The following is a 17121-nucleotide window of genomic DNA, read 5'->3' on the forward strand; positions in this document are numbered from 1 at the left end:
ATTATTTAAGTTTGAGAGGATGGAAGGCTTTAGCCTGACAGACTCTAGCCCTTTAGGGCTTATTATGATTGTAAAAGCAGTAATAACAGTTAGAGCAGTTAGAGATACAATTATTTTCACAGCTACAGCCTTTAAAAATACAGTTAGTAGATAGATAAATAAATGTAGAGGGCTTTAATCCTCTGCAATGTCTCCTTTTTAATGATTTTAGTTATGTTGCTGTAACTAAGATTAATGACATAGGCAGAGAAAGGGCAGACAGCTAGTACTTACTGTATTAGTAACTGCTCAGTTTGTTTGTCCTTTCATCTCTCTTTAAGTAATGGAAATAACATATTGCTCAGGCTTTAGGGCTTTTCTAATATTGTTTTCTTGAGTTATTACTTTCTAATTTTAATTGATGTTTTATAACTGCTCTTTTACAGTCTGTTGTTCTTCTTTATGAGGTAGGACAGGCTGTATTTTTTTGTTTAAATGCTGGATAGATTACAGATCAGTAGGGAGATAAAGATAGTGTTACTGAATTTGGGATAACTCAAGTAGATGAGGCAGTTAGTATCCAGTAAATTGACTGTAAGAATTAGAGGGAGAATAAGAGGAAAAACATTCAAGAAACCTGCCCTGTGCAAGCCTCCTCCTGCCAGTACTTTTTTATCAGGTATTGTCAAGTAAATAACCTTTACATATTGTAACTACTGCAATTCAGCCCTTTCCTGCTGTTGTTCCTGTAAGTGTCTCAGTAGGAATAATGAAAGATTGTCAAAAGCTAATCTGCTGTAGTGATCCCCTTGAAAAATGTAACACAATGATATTATGTTACCTCTAAAATGTTGTTATATCAGTTCTCCCCTGTTAAACTTATAGTAACAGTATTAAAAAGTAACATATTGAGGAGAGTTATTACATTATGAATACAGCTCAGCCAATCAGAGATTTAAAGCAGGTCAATGACTTAATGGATGTTTATGAAAAAGGCTCAAAGCAGTATTTATTGTTAGCCTATGCCCTTAATACAGGACTAAGGATTAGTGACATACTTAAAGCAAATGTAAAAGACAGCCTTAAAGGAATCTGGAAAGACAGAGAGACAAAGACAGGCAAAGAAAAGATAATAGAGCTTACTCCAAAGTTACAGCTACTGATAAGAGATTTTATAGATGCTCATGATCTGCAAGCTGAGGATTATCTCTTTTACAGTAACAAGGACAGGACAAAGCCAATAAGCAGAGTACAGGCTCATAGGATTGTAGCTAAGGCAGGAGATATGATAGGAATAACCCTAAGCTGTCATAGTCTGAGAAAGACTTTTGGCTACATTGCTTATAAACAGGGGGTAGACCTTTCATTACTGCAATACATCTTTAATCACAGTACACAGGCAGTAACATTAAGGTATATAGGGATAACACAGGATGAGGCTAATAAGGTAACATCCACAATGTCTATAGGGATTTAAGGAGCAGAGGGCAGAAAACCTCTGTTCTTTTTATTTTGTTGTGGCTATTTGGGAGGGATTGTAGTATAAAAGAATTATGGGAATTTTTACCAACCCTATCCTCTACAAAAGGAGGTGAATTGAATGAATGAAATAAGAAAAACAATGTACAAGGGAAAACTTTGTTTTATTGTTCATGAGTACAGCTCTGGTTTCTGTGAGGTTAAAGAAATGAGCAAATCTGAATTTTATTTTAAAGTTGATCTGGTGCATAAGTCAGAGTTACAAAAGCCTGAGCAAGATGAACAAAAAGAAAACCTCTTTGTTTAACCCTCATGTAAGCCTCACAAATCTTTTCTAAACTATCCAAAGTGTAATAAAGTATTGTAAGTCCAAAAGGATGTTTCCCTCCTGTACAAGCCTCTCTGTAAGCCTGACAAAAAACCTGCTAATGTATCTATTACTCTCTGTTGCTAATGGTGAAAAGACATAAAACCTCTACATACTGCCAAACAGAGAGTAGAGATGCCCTGACAGGGGGGTCACACCCTAAAATATCAACCAAGGTATGCAGTCTACATATAAAATCCTAAAATTTACAAATTGGAGGAATTAAGAGCTACAAGACACCTCCATTCTTTGTAATGTCTATAACTGTATTATCTGAGGGGGTACATAAAATTAGACCCTTAAATTTTTTATTCCTATAAATGTAGATCAGGAGGAATAGGCCTTCTTAAAGAAATTTTTGCTAAGCAAACAGTATTACATACCCCAATAATTTATGATAATCTATTCAAGGGGTGCATTATGAATAATATTGAATATGATAATAATGGTAGAGCTAAGTATCATCCTGATTTACATCCTAATCATGGAAAACACTATACTCTTTCAGAATTAGAGTATATCTGCAAATTTTATGAATCTGATGGGCGTAAAAGTGTAGCTGCCACAGTTGGAAGAACTGAATCAACTATTGCTGCCCTTGTACATACATTAAGAAAAAATAAAAAATATGACTATTATAAAAACCTAAACAAATTTTGGTGAAAGATAGCCACACAGTTAATTATGTAACTTTAACCAATTTAGTTCAGTCTTGGTATAAGCTATACAGATCAGCAATATCAATAGCTATACCACTTTCATTTAGTCTATTTATCCTTTGGTTGTATAACTTATCAAGGATTTCTTGTTTGTCCTTAAATAAACCAAAATGTAGCTTTTTATGACAGACCAGACAAAGGGAAACAACATTTGAATAAACATCTAAGCTATTATTAAATTTCTCTTGATATTTCATAGGTATTAAATGGTGTGCCTCAACATAGTTTTCCTTGCTAAATTTAGAAGTGAAATATTGATGAGATCTGTCAAACTCACATAAATTATTTGCAATTGCAATTGTATCACTTGCAATTTTAGGGTTTCTAATCCAAACTTTATCATTATTAATTGCTTTATAGTGTGGTCTATCCCTAGGCATATCAGAAATTATGATTCTTCCTTTAGAGTCCTCACCCTTTTCTCTGATTTCCTTTTTATAAGCTATTTTATATTGCTCTATCTCACTCAGCAGTAAGAAGGTGTTTTTTTCAGACTCTGTATACTTTTTATAATACTTTAAAGCATTACTGTACATTCTATTTCCTTTTGTATCTTTACTGAGGAATTTAGGGATAGTTAAGTATTTAGTTATAATGTTTTCAATACTTTCTGGATCAGTAAGATTATATATGTTACCTTCTAACAATCCCTCTTGATTAAACTCTTTTGATATTGTATTAATTGCACTGGTGTATTTCCCAAGTGTATTAGCTGAAAGTTTTGTATTTTCCTCTAACCAGTTTAAAAACCTTTTTTTCCTCTCCATAATTCTCTCTCCCTTTTCTTTATTTAACTTGAAAATAATATACTAGTTTTATTTTAAAGGTAGCATTTCACTATTCCAACAAATATCTAATTTATAATTTTTTTGACAAAGATTGTCTTATTTTGTTGACTACATCATCACATTCATTCATAATAACCCTATAAAAGTTAAATATTATTTTAACTTAAGGGAGGGTATAAATTTGTATACAATAAGCAAAGATAAAGTCAGATTGCTTATGAAAGAAAATGGAATTAACACTCAAAAAGATTTAGCAGAACAGTTAGGCATTAGTAAGAATCAACTCTCCATGCTACTCTCCCCTAACTTTAATCCTATTAAATCTAATGCTATGAAACTATGTGAGGTATTAGATGCAAAATTTGATGAGATTATTGAGCCTGAGCAAATATCTTTTCTAGATGATACATATAATAGTATTTCAGATCAGACTCAGGAAAAAGAGATTAATGTAGCTGACTTTGAGGGAGATACCTTTGTAGATGTCAAAGGTATTAAAGCAAATAAGAGCTATACCTGTGTAGAGCTATTTGCAGGAGCAGGTGGTCTTGGACTTGGTCTTGAAGAGGCAGGATTTGAGTCAAAAGGTCTTGTAGAATTAGACAAGTATGCCTGCCAGACTCTGAGAAAGAACAGACCTAACTGGAATGTAATAGAAAAAGACATTGTAGAAGTAGCTGAACAAGGGATTAAAGACTTTGTTGATATTCCTATTGGGGAGTTGGACTTGTTATCAGGTGGTTATCCATGTCAGGCATTTAGTTATGCAGGAAAGAAAATGGGATTATCTGATGCAAGAGGTACACTGTTTTATCATTATGCTCAAATCTTAAAACAGCTATTGCCTAAAACTTTCTTAGCTGAAAATGTCAGAGGCTTAGTAAATCATGATGATGGGAAAACATTATCCTTAATGCTTAAAGTCTTTTCTGATATTGGCTATACAGTTAAATGGAAAGTCTTAAAGGCATTAGACTATGATGTAGCTCAGAAAAGAGAAAGGATAGTTATTATAGGGATTAGAAATGATCTTGTTAATGACTATAACCTTGAATATCATTTACCTGAGCCTTATGGTTATCAGCTTACTCTGAAAGATATACTAAAAGATGTTCCAGAATCATCAGGAGCAAAGTATCCTGAGTCTAAAAAGAAAGTCTTAGACCTTGTGCCTCCTGGAGGATACTGGAGAGACTTACCGGATGATATAGCTAGAGATTTCATGGGAAAAAGCTATTACTCAGGAGGAGGCAGAACAGGTATGGCAAGGAGGTTATCATGGGATGAACCTTCTTTAACACTAACCTGCTCTCCTGCTCAAAAACAGACTGAAAGATGCCATCCAGATGAAACTAGACCATTTACAGTAAGAGAATATGCTAGAATTCAAAGTTTCCCTGATGATTGGGAATTTGACTGTTCAGTTAATAATGCATATAAACAAATTGGAAATGCTGTCCCAGTAAATATGGCTAAAGCCATTGGACTTTCAATTGTTAATGTATTAAATCAGGTTAACTAAAGTTGTAGCTGATCTGGATTCCTGGTTAAAAACATAATGACTAAATAATATCAAAAAAGGGGGATGCAAAATAACTGCATCCTCCTCTTTTATTACCAAACTTCTTTTACTATTTTAGGGTCATAATTCCACTCTTTAGCAATCTCTTTAGCCAGAGTTTTGATTACTTGCTCAATTAATTCAGAGCCATCAATCTCTGATGCTACATCACCAATTGCATCTGTAATCTTCTGATAGAAATCAATCTCCCCAGTCAATCTGTGCCAGAATTCTTGTCCAACAATAACAGGGAATTCTTGATTAATTGTCTTATAATGCCCACTTAATTCCTCAGGAGTACCATAAAACACACCAACCATTAAGTCTGTAAGACTGATATTGAGGTTATTAGTCCTTGCAAGGTTTTTAACCCCTGAAAAATGACCTTTAATTGTTGCTACATCATCTTTATTGATTGTATTTGGCCCTGCCTTGATCTGACAGTATTTCCTCCTACCATCAATCTTGTCAATAAACTCAATATCAATTCCTGAGGTTGTGGATGCAAAGCCCTCAAGTACCTCACTACAAAATTTTTGTAGCTTATTTCCAAAGGTAGTGTTAATAGATGTACCTAGAACCCTTGGATAAATTAAGGCTTTTGCTACTGACTCAGGGTCATCATTCCCAGTCAGAAAGCTCGCTTTATACTTATCTAAAAAAGGATTAAGATTAAACTCTTTCAATCTTGTTAACTTCTTTGTGTTAGCGATATGACTAGGGACAATTTCATCCTTAAAAAATGCTTTTGCTTTAATGATAATCCTGTCCAATTCTTCCTTACTCAGTTTTTGAGTCATCTGTTTTCCTCCCCTCTGCTTATTAGCCACAGTCAATATTATTAGTATGTGCAAGTGTGGCTAGGATAATCTTACCATTAAATTCCTGTTTTTCCTAGCCAATACTAACCATAGAAAAATAGGGAGCTTGTCTTATTATAATTTTACCAATATATATTTAACATTCTTATTCATGTCATGTATAAAAAAGCAAACCCACAACTACAATTGAAAGCAATACATAAAGTATCCCCATAATTAATTTTTCATCATCTAGTTTCCTTAACCAACCTTTGGACTCTTTTGGTTCATTTTCATCTTTAATATCCTCAAAATATGTAAGCAACAAATGTATATCTTCCCCAAACTCCCCTAAGGATGTTGCTATTTGTTCAGGATCAAATGTTGCCCTAGATAAATCAATAGTTAAGCCATGTTCTCTACCTGTTAAAAAAAGGTTTCCTTGTAAGGTATCTTCAACTTTAAAAATTCTTTCCCTTAAATCATCAGGAATAACAGAAATATATTTACTTATAAATGCATCAATTTCTTTAGAGTGTCTTTCTTTAAAATAATTGGTGTACTGTTGAACTGATAATTCAACCTCTTTAAAACTATCAAAAATATTTCCAGTATTTATACTGTTGTCTATTATTAAACTTCTGATACCTTTCCTTAGAAAGTCTTCTCTCACATAGTCATTAGTATTGTTTTTTATATTTTCCAATTGCTGTTTGATGTCTTTCATATTAGAAACATCTTTAGCAACCTTTGTTGGCTCTTTTGTTATGTAAGCAATAAAGTCCTTTACAATATTCATAACCATAGACTCATATCTTGTACCTAACATCTTATATACTTTCTCTTTTAATTTTCTTTTTTCATTTCTTTGCAATAGATAAGCTATTAAATATGAGGCAATAAGAATAAACACACTATCTATAATTGTACTAGGTATAAAAGATAACCAGAATTGCTCTGTAAGCCCTCCTGTTAAATGTTGAATAAGAAGTAATGAAACAGATAGGAAGATTACAAATATCCAAATTATAAAATGTTCTTTAAATGATAAAAGTCTTTTCATTCCCAAGTCCTCCCCTGATGAAAATTATACCATTATGCTCCTACCTTTTTAATAAAAAAAAAGAGGAGCTTAGGCTGTTTGCTCCTGCTCCTCAGATTGACCTTTATAATGTATTTTCATTTCAATTTCTGCCTTATGATCTCCCACTCTTTTATATTCAATGTGGTCAATAAGGCTAGAAAGTAAATGGTTTATTTCTTTGGTTTCTAAATCTGCTGTCCCCATCAGAATGCTCTTTAACCTATCCAATACTGCTTGTAGCTCATTTAACTTCTCATCATTAGACTTACTCTCTAATCTCTTTAACTGAGCCTCTGTATGCTCTCTCTGAGCTTTTAACTGCTTAATCTGTTTCTGAGCCTCTTCCTCAGTAAATATCTCCATGATAAAGCCCTGCTGTACTTTCTTAATGCTTGATTCAATCCTTTTAAGGTTGTTTTTAAGTGCTACCTTTTCATCAGCAGGATTAGATTTGTCCTCTTTCATGTTGTTCTTAATATCATCCAGATACTCCTCAAGAGCATCAACATACTGAGAAAACTGAGCAAAGAAAACTGTCTCAAAGAGGTCTAACCTGACTCCCTTGTTTTTACAAGTAGTATAAGTCTCTCCATCATCATTGTAATGTCTGGTCTGACATGATGTAATTCTCAGCTCTTTTCCTTTCCTTCTCTGGAAACTGTGAGTCCTGCCACAAAGACTGCACTTTATCAAGCCTGTAAATATCACCTTTCCAATCCTAGCACTTGGAGGCTTAGAGTTCCTGCTTTCTCTAATGTCCTTTACTGCATCCCAATCCTCAGGAGATACAATAGGCTCATGTGCATCTTCAAAGATAATCTGGTCAGACTCCTCTGTTTTGTCCTGTCTAGGAGAGCCTGATGGTTTCATACTAGTCTTAGATACTTTTGTCTTACCATAAATAACAGTACCTTTATAAACTGGATTAGCCAATATTACAGAGATTCTTGCCTTATTCCACTTTGTTCCTGATGGAGTTAAAATACCCTCTAAGTCAAACATCCTTTCTATCTCAGTAGATGTATGACCTGATAAGTAAAGAGTAAAGATTCTTTTAATTACTGGTGCATTTTCATCTGGCACTAACTTCTTTGATTTATGGTCATAGCTGTAACCAACAGGAGTCTTACCTCCTACCCAGTTTCCTTCCTTAGCAGACTGCCTTTTTCCCCTTACCAGTCTTTTCTTAATGTTTAAGTATTCCTGCTTTGCTACAATAGACTGCATATCTGACATTAAGTCATCTTCTTGAGTAGCATAGTCATATATTTTAGATGAGGTAACTACCTGTACTCCATAGTTAGTAAGGATTTCTTTAATTTGTGAAAAGCCTACTGTATTTCTTGAAAGTCTGTCTTGATCTGTAACTACTACAGCATCAAACTCATACCTCTGTACCTTGTCTAACATTTTATTAAGCTCAGGTCTGACCTTTTCATCAATACTCTGAGATGAGCCTATTTCTTGAAAGACCTCAAATTCCCAGTTATTTTCTACACATTTATCTACAAGAAAAGCTAACTGTCTTTTGATGGTATCCTCAGTTTCATCAGGTCTGGACTTCCTGCTGTATATAGCCACTTTCTTTATTTTAGCCATTGATAAATTCTCCATGTTTGTCCTCTCCTGTCTGCCTAAATGCTTATGTATCAATAGTTTAACATGGTTGCATATTGGTTTCAATCTATAAACTTACAAAAGACGCGACACCAGAACAACTTAAGCAAGCAGGTCTTGACCCACACTACGTTAACCATGATAGTGCACTGTTTTATCATAATGCTGCAGGGGCGCCTTTTACGGCTACTTACATCCAAGCAAAAGGAGATCCGATTGCTGATTTATATGAGGATATTGCCGCAGAGGAAAAAGCAAGAGCCACATACCAGTGGATCATTAATATGAGCGATGATCCAGACCTTAATGACGGATTACGTTTTTTACGCGAGCGGGAAGTTATACACTCTCAACGCTTCCGTGAAGCAGTTGAAATACTTAAAGCGGAACAAAATAAAAAACGTATATTTTAATCGGTGCAGTTGTTGATTTTAGTTAAGATGCCTACCCCTATGATAATTTTTTATTAGTCATAACCATCCTAGTGCCTGAAAATTTTTCCGTTATAACGATACGCCTTGGCTAATTGCCAAGGCCCTATTTATTTTCATGGAATAAATTGATGTCATAATCATCTTTAATTTTCTTAAATAACGTATATCGTTTTTCCCACTCTGCAATCGTTGCCCACAGATCAGGGCCTTTTTGAATAATCTCACAGCGCAGGGCATGAAATTCTTTTTCTGCTTTATCCTTTTTTTTCTCATATAGTTTCATAGTAGAAAACAAAGCTATGATTACCATCAAAGCATATACTTGATATGAAATATTAAGATATGCTGAAATCATTCCTGAAAATGAATGATGTGGTAAGACAATAAATATTAAAATATATAGTACGTAAAGGCCTAAACTGACTAGCGAACATATTCGTAAAATATCATATGTAAGTTCATATTTGTCAAACTTTTTCTTGTTTTTCACTACCTTTTGAAGCATGACATCAACAATTGGATTTGGCGCCTCCTCAAAAACATATTGATGCTCCACATATACCTCTCCTTTTTAATGACAATCTCTTTTAACTATATGAACTTGTCCACAAAAAAAGACCACATAGATATTATTTTAAAGAATAGGCTCTACCCTGAAATAATTGTGGATAACTTTTATTTCATTGATTTATGTGCCAATTTATTTACATGTATGTCTGTTATACTTTGGTGTTGATTTTCGCTACATTGCGCTCGCTTTCCGCGGGGTGGCCGTAAGCCTCCTCGGCGCATGCGCCTGTGGGGTCTTACGCCTGCCACTACATCCCGCAGGAGTCGAGCGCATTACGCTACAATCAACAAAGTGTAAAAGTCAACATTCACCTTTAACAGAGCCAAAGAATAAAAAAAGTAGCTCGATTAATATCGAACTACTTTTTACTATTTATTGAGAGGAATTGTTAAACGTTGTCCTACATATATCTCATTGCTCTTAAGATTATTGTTTTCTTGAATTATTTCAATGCCTTCCTTACTATTAAAATATTTCATTGAGATACTAAATAGTGTTTCCTTAGGTTGTACCGTATGATAAACAATATCCGTCTTTTTTACCGTGTTTTCTGCTGGAGCTTCCGTATTCTCAGATCCTTGATTCGAAGTAATATTATCAGTACTTTCCTCTTCTTCTTGACTCACTTCTGTCTCAATCTTTTGTCCAACTTCTTCTGAAGCTGTTTTTTCATCTTGAGATTCGACATCCGGTGTTGCCGCTTCTTCCTTATCTGGTTCACTTTTAGGATCACGTTTGTCATCAATGTTAACAGCCTCATAGACATTGTCGGACTGCAACTGTGGCTCATTTACAGTTTTCACATTCTGCTCACTACTATAGTACTTAATCGCAAGAATAGATATTGGTAATAGAATAAAAAATAATAATAGTAAACGAATAATTGGGTATTTCACCTTCAATTTAACTTTTTTATTATTTTCCTTTTTTTTGTGAATATCCGCTCTGGGAGGTAACTCTGTTGTTTGTTCAGCACCCTTAACTAATTCCACTCGCTCACGTAAACGTTCAGCTTGATCCTTATCACTCATATTTTTCACCCCTACGAGACTGCAAATAATCAAAACGAATTTTCGATGCAAAAAACAAATCTATTAAAAAATGAGCAAAAATAGTAATTATTATATTGTTCGTTACCTCGAACATAACACCTAACATAAAACTTAAAACAACAACGGTTATAAGTAGAAGCCATTTACGCAAATAACGAATATGTGCTAACGCAAATATAAGACTCGCTATCCAAATACCTGAATGTACTTGTAGAACACCACGGAACAATATTTCCTCAGTTACTGATATAATCATTGTAACAATTAAAATATGACCGTATGGTAGACGGCGAAACATTTTCTCATTAATGCCACCATCATCGTATAAGTGTTTGGGTACAAACTTCATAATGAATAAATCGATAATAATGACAAAAAAAGCAAAGCTTGCACCCCATGTTATTATTTTAACATCTTTGAGGTCCCATAGCTGTGTAAATTCTCCCCATGAATCAAATAATATAAATCCAATTATTAATGCGAGTATCATTAATAAGAGTTGAGTCATGTACAAATGAAATAACAATTGCTTCTCTGTTAACTGTTTTACTATTTCTTCTTGTTTAGAAACCATACGTACACTTCTCTTTCGTATTCTAAAAGCAAACCCCTTACTTTCAAGCTTCGACATGTCCATGTAAAAGTAATGCTTTAAGCTCATCAAGCCAATTACCCCATTCAGGCTTTTGATTTGATGGACTACTAAACTCATCTAGTGGAATAGGTTGACAAGTATCACAACAATACTTTGGCTTGGATTGGAGCTCTCCTTGAAAATATGCCACTAGTTGGGCACGTCTACACTCTGAAGAATTAAATAACCACTCATGCATCGCTTGAAGCTTATATTGTTTATCTTTTTGCCTTGCAATAATTTGATTTACTAAATATTGATATAACTCATCAAGCTCAAATAGCTGTATTATATCGTTTTCATCAACTACATGCTGCTCTCGGAGATGATAACGTATAAATCTCCATCCGGTCTCACTTAACTGAAACTGTATTTGATAGATACGTTCCCGTTCTTTTGTTAACTGGGAAGATGCATTACCATTTATCTCGGACAAAACTGCTAATAATTGGTTTTCGTTCGGTAAGTCTTGATGAATTAATGAAGATGCTAATTGCTCATCACCTTTTGTAATAAGTGTAATAGCTACACTAGGCTCTCCATCTCGACCAGCTCTTCCGATTTCCTGTAAATATGATTCAAGTTGATACGGATAATGAAAATGAATTACATAACGAACGTTGTTCTTATTAACACCCATGCCAAATGCACTTGTTGCACATATTACATCGAGCTGATTATTAATGAACTGTTGTTGTACTAGCTTTCGTTCACTATGCTCCATCCCTGCATGATAAAAAGCAACTGATTTATCTTTTTCAAGTAAAGCGGTGAATCGCTCACACCAGCTTCGGCTAGAAAAATATATAATTCCAGGCCCTTCTAAAACACGACAGTATGACAAAGCCTTAGTTATTTTATCGTCAAGTGAGTCTACTTTTTCAACTAGCATCGCGATATTTGGACGATCAATATTTGTGTAGAACGAAGATGGATTATGCAAACAAAGTCTTTCTTTAATATCATCTAATACACGCGGTGTCGCACTAGCTGTTAACGCAAGACACGTCGGCTCCCCTAGCTGTTGTCTTACCTCACCTAGTCTCAAGTAATCCGGTCGAAAATCATGCCCCCATTGCGAAATACAATGCGCCTCATCTACAACGAATAGCGTAATGTTTAGCTGCTGTAACGCATTAATGAAAAATGAATTTTGTAGCATTTCTGGTGAAGCAAAAATAAATTTATAATTCGAAAGCTGATGAGTAGCAATCCGCTTGTCCCTGTAGCTTAAAAAACTATTAAATGCAATCACATGTTTTTCACCAATCATTCGGAGCTGTTGTACTTGATCCTCCATTAATGAAACAAGTGGAGACACAATTAATGTACTACCCTGTTTTAAATATGTTGGTAATTGGTAGCATAAGCTTTTCCCTGCTCCGGTTGGTAACATTGCTAATACATCTTTCTCGTGCATAACAGCCTCAATAATCTCACGTTGTAAAGGCCTAAAAGAACTAAGACCGAAGTGAGATTGCAGTGTTTTTTCTAGATTCAATATTTTCACCACTCTTTGCTAACACTAACCTAATTTCAAAATATGTTGCTTCAATATCTAAGGCTTGCTTAATAATTCTTAATTTACGGGTCTTACAATGTGCGAGTGTTTCACGTATGTAATTTTGTCGATCTTTAGAAATATACGGATCAATACAAAAACCATTAACGTGTTGTGCAATTTCAACAATATGATCTTCAATAGTAGGTATCTTTAAATTCCTAACACGGGCAATATCATGATAGTCTAATCCTTTAGTTAACAAGTCAAATGTTACTTGAGCACTTTTCGTCAAAGGTGCTTGTTCATTGTCTTTTTCCACTAATGAAGACAGAATGGGATGCTCGTCTTTATTAGTAATTACTGTTTGTATTATACTATGAAGAACGTTTTTAAATACTAATTCAACAGTTGTTAGATCATATTTAAACTCAGATGCAAGTTGAGTAAATGTTAACCCTACTCGATGATGACCTGTAAGTCTATACGTAAATATTGTTGCTTGCGTATTACTTACTTTATATAAGCAGGATTGCAATTCCCTGTGCAGGTCTTTCGCAAGCTTTGATCTAGACGGGTAAAGTTGAACAAACCCTTTTACCCACTGTAGAATTTCAACCTCATCATATAGCGGAATATATTGTTTAACTTTATGATTAGCATATGAAATAACTTGAATCAACAATGTAATCTTTTTCCAAAATGGCAACTCGTATTTAGAGTAATCCAAGCCATTTATGTGTTCTATTTGCACAAACTCACTTTTATGACTTTGCAAGACATGATTACCCATATTAGTAAGAATGAAAGTGTTGTCTTCAGTTTCTACAATAAATTGCTTTTTTTCTAATGATTGAATATATTCATCAAAAATAGGTCTTGATAAAGATGGAAACACGCCAAAATACTTTGATATTTTATATAAAGAAGCGTCTTGTATTGTTTGACTCGATTTTTTCCCTGTTAATAAATGATAAGTCGCCGCAGTACTTCTTTCACCACGAAATGCTGAGAAGCATTGTAATAAAATTAAACGTAGCAATTCATTTCTCATGTTTCATCACCTTTTTAAGAAAAGTGCAATGCACCTCAGACCTTCTAATCCATGTAAAGGCTTATGGGCTAAGGCAAATAAAAAGCACGACACTTGCCGCCACTGAGTCGTCCAAGTTGACAGTGTACGATTCACGTGAGCTTGTAGCTTGCCTAGCGCCTGAAGCTGGGATTTTCCTCTAATTTTAATTTACTACTTCTTTATTGTATCAAAACTTCTTCATCTCATATACTATTCCTTTGAAAGAACTCTATCTTATTGTGATAACAATTCTCAAGATACTTTTTTATTGAAATGTTTGCGAAACAGTTTTACAATAGGCATGAGGAGAACGTTTCCATTCAAAGAAATAAGTAGAATGAGAAGCATTCAAATAATATTATACTTTTGGGAGGTATTCTTCATGGCAAAATATACAATTGTTGACAAAGAAACGTGCATTGCATGTGGTGCTTGTGGTGCTGCTGCTCCAGACATTTACGATTATGATGATGATGGCATTGCATTCGTAACATTGGACGACAACCAAGGAATTGTTGAAATTCCAGATGTTCTAATAGATGACATGATGGACGCATTTGAAGGCTGTCCAACTGATTCAATTAAAGTGGCTGATGAATCATTTGACGGTGACGCATTAAAATTCGAATAGAAGTTTATCCAACTTCAGCAGATTTAGGGTGATGCTGAAGTGTACATATAAAAAAAGAACACATAATGTGTTCTTTTTTTATTTTTTATTATGCGGCTTCATCAACATAACTACTTTTTCTCATGACAGATGATAATTTAGGGTAAATTAATACAAATAAAACACTCACTGCCAAGCCTTTTATTAGGTTGAATGGTATTATTCCAGCAACAATTAAAGCTCTTATTTCTTCACCAGACATCGTCGGCATGTTTAATAAAGCCGTATACAACGGTAAAATGGCATAATAATTTAGAATACTCATAACGATAGCCATACTTACCGACCCAACAGCTAAACCAAGTATTAACCCTTTTACAGAATTTATCTTCTTAAAAACAAAATAAGTCGGAACGATAAAAAATGTACCTGCTAAGAAATTTGCCACTTGGTCAATCGGAATTCCAGTTGGGCTACCAAACATAATAAAATGCAACAGGTTTTTCAATGCTTCTACACTTACTCCTGCAACAGGTCCAAGCATGATAGCAGCAATTAATGCTGGTAACTCACTTCCATCAATCTTTAAAAATGCTGGCAAAAATGGTAATGGCATGTTTATCATCATTAATAAAAATGCCACACTTGATAATACTGCGATTAGAACAAGTTTTTTTGTTTGCATGAAATGACCTCCTCATATTTTTTTGACCCATCTTAGAATTAGAGGAAAGGTAAATGTCCTATAAAACACAAATAAAACAGCCTTTAAAAACGAGGGCTGTTTTTTACGAACATAGACAAATAAACGTCTCTTCTCGAAAATTTTACGAAAATAACGTTTTACCTTCATCTTCTCCCATCCAGACTTTACTGTCGGCTCTGGAATCTCACCAGATCCTGCCTTGCGGCTCGCGGGCTTACAAAGTTCAATTGCTTTGTCACCGCCGGTCGGGAATTTCACCCTGCCCGAAGATAGATCATATTCATTTCATCACAATTATTATAAATAAAAATCAATGGTTTGGAAAGTAAAGAGATCCTTATAATAGATAAAGCGTTTACAATTGTGAAATAATTAGTAAATCTATTGACATATGTTTTGTAACGTGTTAATTTATCAGAAATTTAGGAAAATTTTACGTATTACGAGGAGGGCATGTATGTTTAAAGTTTTGGTTGCCGATTCAATTAGTAACGACGGATTAAGGCCTTTACTAGAAGATGACGCTATTGAGGTTGTGCAAGCCAAGGTTAACGATGTTGCATCTGAACTTGCTAGCTTTGATGGGATTCTTGTAAGAAGTGCAACGACTGTGACCGCAGAACTAATGAAACAAATGACAAATTTAAAAATTATCGCAAGAGCAGGCGTTGGAGTTGACAATATCGATGTAGACACTGCGACCAAAAACGGAATTATTGTTATAAATGCTCCTGATGGTAATACAATTTCCACTACTGAACACACATTTGCTATGATGGCAGCGCTAATGCGACACATTCCGCAAGCAAATGTGTCTGTAAAGTCAAAAGAGTGGCAACGAAATTTGTTTGTAGGTACTGAGTTATACCGTAAGACTCTAGGAATTATTGGTTTTGGTCGTATAGGATCTGAACTATCAAAACGGGCCCGTGCTTTTGGTATGAAACTCTATGTTTTTGATCCATTTTTAACAAAAGCAAGAGCTGAGAAGCTTGGTGTGCTTTCTTGCTCACTAGAGGAATTGTTAGGCAACTCTGACATCATCACTGTACATACACCTCTTACGAAAGATACTCAAGGCATATTAGGATACGATACTCTCCCCAAAACTAAAAAAGGAGTATATATTATTAACTGCGCACGTGGAGGCATTGTTGATGAACAGGCTCTCATAACCTATTTAGAAAACGGACATATTGCGGGTGCTGCACTCGATGTATTCGAATCAGAACCACCAACTAATGAGCGATTACTGCAATTTGATCAAGTGATTACTACACCACACTTAGGTGCATCAACGAAAGAGGCACAGTTAAATGTTGCAGCTCAAGTAGCAGAAGAAGTTAAAAAATTTGTTAATGGTCAACTTGTTTCATCATCTATAAACCTACCATCTCTTTCAAAAGATGTATTTGATCAAATAAGACCTTATTACGAGCTCGCTAGAAAAATGGGAACAATTTTATCGCAATGTATGAAGGTTCCTGTAACTGAAATCAGTATGACATATGCCGGTCAAGTATCAGACTTAGATACAACATATATATCTCGTAGTTTGTTAGCTGGATTTTTAGCACAAAGAGTTGATGTTGGGGTCAATGACGTTAATGCAGCTGTGATTGCCAAAGATCGAGGAATATCATATGGTGAAAGAGTAACAACAGACACACAAGGTTATGCAAACTTATTATCCGTTACTGCCTTAGGAGAAAACCTTTCATTCACTATTAACGCAACTCATATACCACATTTTGGTCCTCGTGTAGTGGAGCTTAACGGGTTTGATATTGATTTCTTGCCAGAAGGAAACTTACTGTATATCCAACATACTGACAAACCAGGTGTAATTGGAAAAGTTGGTAACATTCTCGGAGAACATAATGTAAACATTGCTACTATGCAAGTTGGCCGTAAAGCTGCTGGCGGTGAAGCGATTATGATGCTTTCGTTTGATAAACCATTATCAGACGATATGATGCATAAGTTGTCCACCATTGATGATATAGTATCCATGAGCAAAATCGAAATATAAAAGAAACCGACATGTCACCGTCTTCTAACCGCGTTTGATATGTCGGTTTTCATATCTATATTCTCAATACTTGTACCAAAATAAACAGCCATTGCACAATTAATACGGATGA

At 34.7% G+C, this 17121-nt stretch carries 16 protein-coding genes, 1 pseudogene and 1 riboswitch; of the genes and pseudogenes, 7 read left to right on the forward strand and 10 right to left on the reverse strand.

Going from position 1 to position 17121, the window contains the following annotated elements; all coding sequences use genetic code 11:
• Positions 1-907 precede the first annotated feature (907 nt).
• The 3 genes from EJF36_RS11565 to EJF36_RS11575 all read left to right on the forward strand — a co-directional run bounded on the left by EJF36_RS11565 (position 908) and on the right by EJF36_RS11575 (position 2488).
• Positions 908-1456, forward strand: coding sequence for a tyrosine-type recombinase/integrase (locus EJF36_RS11565; RefSeq protein ID WP_125906473.1), 549 nt, complete (start codon positions 908-910; stop codon positions 1454-1456).
• Between the two features lie 123 nt (positions 1457-1579).
• Positions 1580-1765, forward strand: coding sequence for a hypothetical protein (locus EJF36_RS11570; RefSeq protein WP_125906474.1), 186 nt, complete (start codon positions 1580-1582; stop codon positions 1763-1765).
• A 480-nt stretch (positions 1766-2245) separates the two neighbouring features.
• Complete coding sequence (locus EJF36_RS11575; protein ID WP_125906475.1) at positions 2246-2488, forward strand: DUF2059 domain-containing protein; 243 nt, start codon at positions 2246-2248, stop codon at positions 2486-2488.
• Positions 2489-2531: 43 nt separating this feature from the next.
• On the opposite strand, the gene EJF36_RS11580 is transcribed toward EJF36_RS11575, so the two are convergent.
• The gene (locus tag EJF36_RS11580) at positions 2532-3311 is read right to left on the reverse strand and encodes an HNH endonuclease (protein ID WP_125906476.1); all 780 of its coding nucleotides are present in this window, start codon (positions 3309-3311) and stop codon (positions 2532-2534) included.
• 202 nt (positions 3312-3513) lie between these two features.
• On the opposite strand from EJF36_RS11580, the gene dcm reads away from it, so the two are divergent.
• Entirely contained in the window at positions 3514-4854 is a 1341-nt protein-coding gene (gene dcm, locus EJF36_RS11585) for a DNA (cytosine-5-)-methyltransferase (protein WP_260471884.1), read from the forward strand.
• A 92-nt stretch (positions 4855-4946) separates the two neighbouring features.
• Here the strand turns inward: dcm and EJF36_RS11590 are convergent, their stop codons facing one another.
• From EJF36_RS11590 to EJF36_RS11600, 3 genes are all read right to left on the reverse strand, one after another.
• Positions 4947-5693 (reverse strand): PmeII family type II restriction endonuclease, encoded by a 747-nt coding sequence (locus EJF36_RS11590; protein ID WP_125906477.1) that lies wholly within the window; start codon positions 5691-5693, stop codon positions 4947-4949.
• 175 nt (positions 5694-5868) lie between these two features.
• Positions 5869-6756, reverse strand: a complete 888-nt coding sequence (locus EJF36_RS11595; protein WP_125906478.1) for a hypothetical protein — start codon at positions 6754-6756, stop codon at positions 5869-5871.
• A 69-nt stretch (positions 6757-6825) separates the two neighbouring features.
• On the reverse strand, positions 6826-8391 hold the full coding sequence (locus EJF36_RS11600; RefSeq protein WP_260471885.1) for a recombinase family protein: 1566 nt from the start codon (positions 8389-8391) through the stop codon (positions 6826-6828).
• Between the two features lie 56 nt (positions 8392-8447).
• Here EJF36_RS11600 and EJF36_RS11605 point away from each other — a divergent pair.
• Positions 8448-8807 (forward strand): annotated as a pseudogene (locus tag EJF36_RS11605) (manganese catalase family protein); the annotation flags it as partial.
• A 124-nt stretch (positions 8808-8931) separates the two neighbouring features.
• On the opposite strand, the gene EJF36_RS11610 reads toward EJF36_RS11605, so the two are convergent.
• The 5 genes from EJF36_RS11610 to EJF36_RS11630 all read right to left on the reverse strand — a co-directional run bounded on the left by EJF36_RS11610 (position 8932) and on the right by EJF36_RS11630 (position 13640).
• Positions 8932-9384 (reverse strand): DUF2663 family protein, encoded by a 453-nt coding sequence (locus tag EJF36_RS11610; protein ID WP_125906479.1) that lies wholly within the window; start codon positions 9382-9384, stop codon positions 8932-8934.
• 383 nt (positions 9385-9767) lie between these two features.
• On the reverse strand, positions 9768-10430 hold the full coding sequence (locus EJF36_RS11615) for a LysM peptidoglycan-binding domain-containing protein (RefSeq protein WP_125906480.1): 663 nt from the start codon (positions 10428-10430) through the stop codon (positions 9768-9770).
• A complete protein-coding gene (locus tag EJF36_RS11620; RefSeq protein WP_260471886.1) occupies positions 10423-11112 on the reverse strand; it encodes a CPBP family intramembrane glutamic endopeptidase in 690 nt (229 codons plus the stop codon). The genes EJF36_RS11615 and EJF36_RS11620 overlap by 8 nt, the downstream gene beginning before the upstream one ends.
• Entirely contained in the window at positions 11069-12595 is a 1527-nt protein-coding gene (locus EJF36_RS11625; RefSeq protein ID WP_395940631.1) for a RecQ family ATP-dependent DNA helicase, read from the reverse strand. The genes EJF36_RS11620 and EJF36_RS11625 overlap by 44 nt, the downstream gene beginning before the upstream one ends.
• Positions 12546-13640 carry a YpbB family protein gene (locus EJF36_RS11630; RefSeq protein WP_125906482.1) on the reverse strand — a complete coding sequence of 365 codons (1095 nt, stop codon included), beginning with the start codon at positions 13638-13640 and terminating at the stop codon, positions 12546-12548. The genes EJF36_RS11625 and EJF36_RS11630 overlap by 50 nt, the downstream gene beginning before the upstream one ends.
• A 403-nt stretch (positions 13641-14043) precedes the next feature.
• On the opposite strand from EJF36_RS11630, the gene EJF36_RS11635 reads away from it, so the two are divergent.
• Positions 14044-14292 (forward strand): 4Fe-4S domain-containing protein, encoded by a 249-nt coding sequence (locus EJF36_RS11635; RefSeq protein WP_125906483.1) that lies wholly within the window; start codon positions 14044-14046, stop codon positions 14290-14292.
• Between the two features lie 88 nt (positions 14293-14380).
• Here the strand turns inward: EJF36_RS11635 and EJF36_RS11640 are convergent, their stop codons facing one another.
• The gene (locus EJF36_RS11640; RefSeq protein ID WP_125906484.1) at positions 14381-14956 is read right to left on the reverse strand and encodes an ECF transporter S component; all 576 of its coding nucleotides are present in this window, start codon (positions 14954-14956) and stop codon (positions 14381-14383) included.
• A gap of 162 nt (positions 14957-15118) precedes the next feature.
• Positions 15119-15252, reverse strand: a riboswitch (FMN riboswitch).
• Between the two features lie 182 nt (positions 15253-15434).
• Between EJF36_RS11640 and serA the strand changes: the two genes are divergently transcribed.
• On the forward strand, positions 15435-17009 hold the full coding sequence (gene serA, locus EJF36_RS11645) for a phosphoglycerate dehydrogenase (protein ID WP_125906485.1): 1575 nt from the start codon (positions 15435-15437) through the stop codon (positions 17007-17009).
• Positions 17010-17121: the final 112 nt, after the last annotated feature.

This window comes from Bacillus sp. HMF5848, assembly GCF_003944835.1.
GTDB lineage: Bacteria > Bacillota > Bacilli > Bacillales > HMF5848 > HMF5848.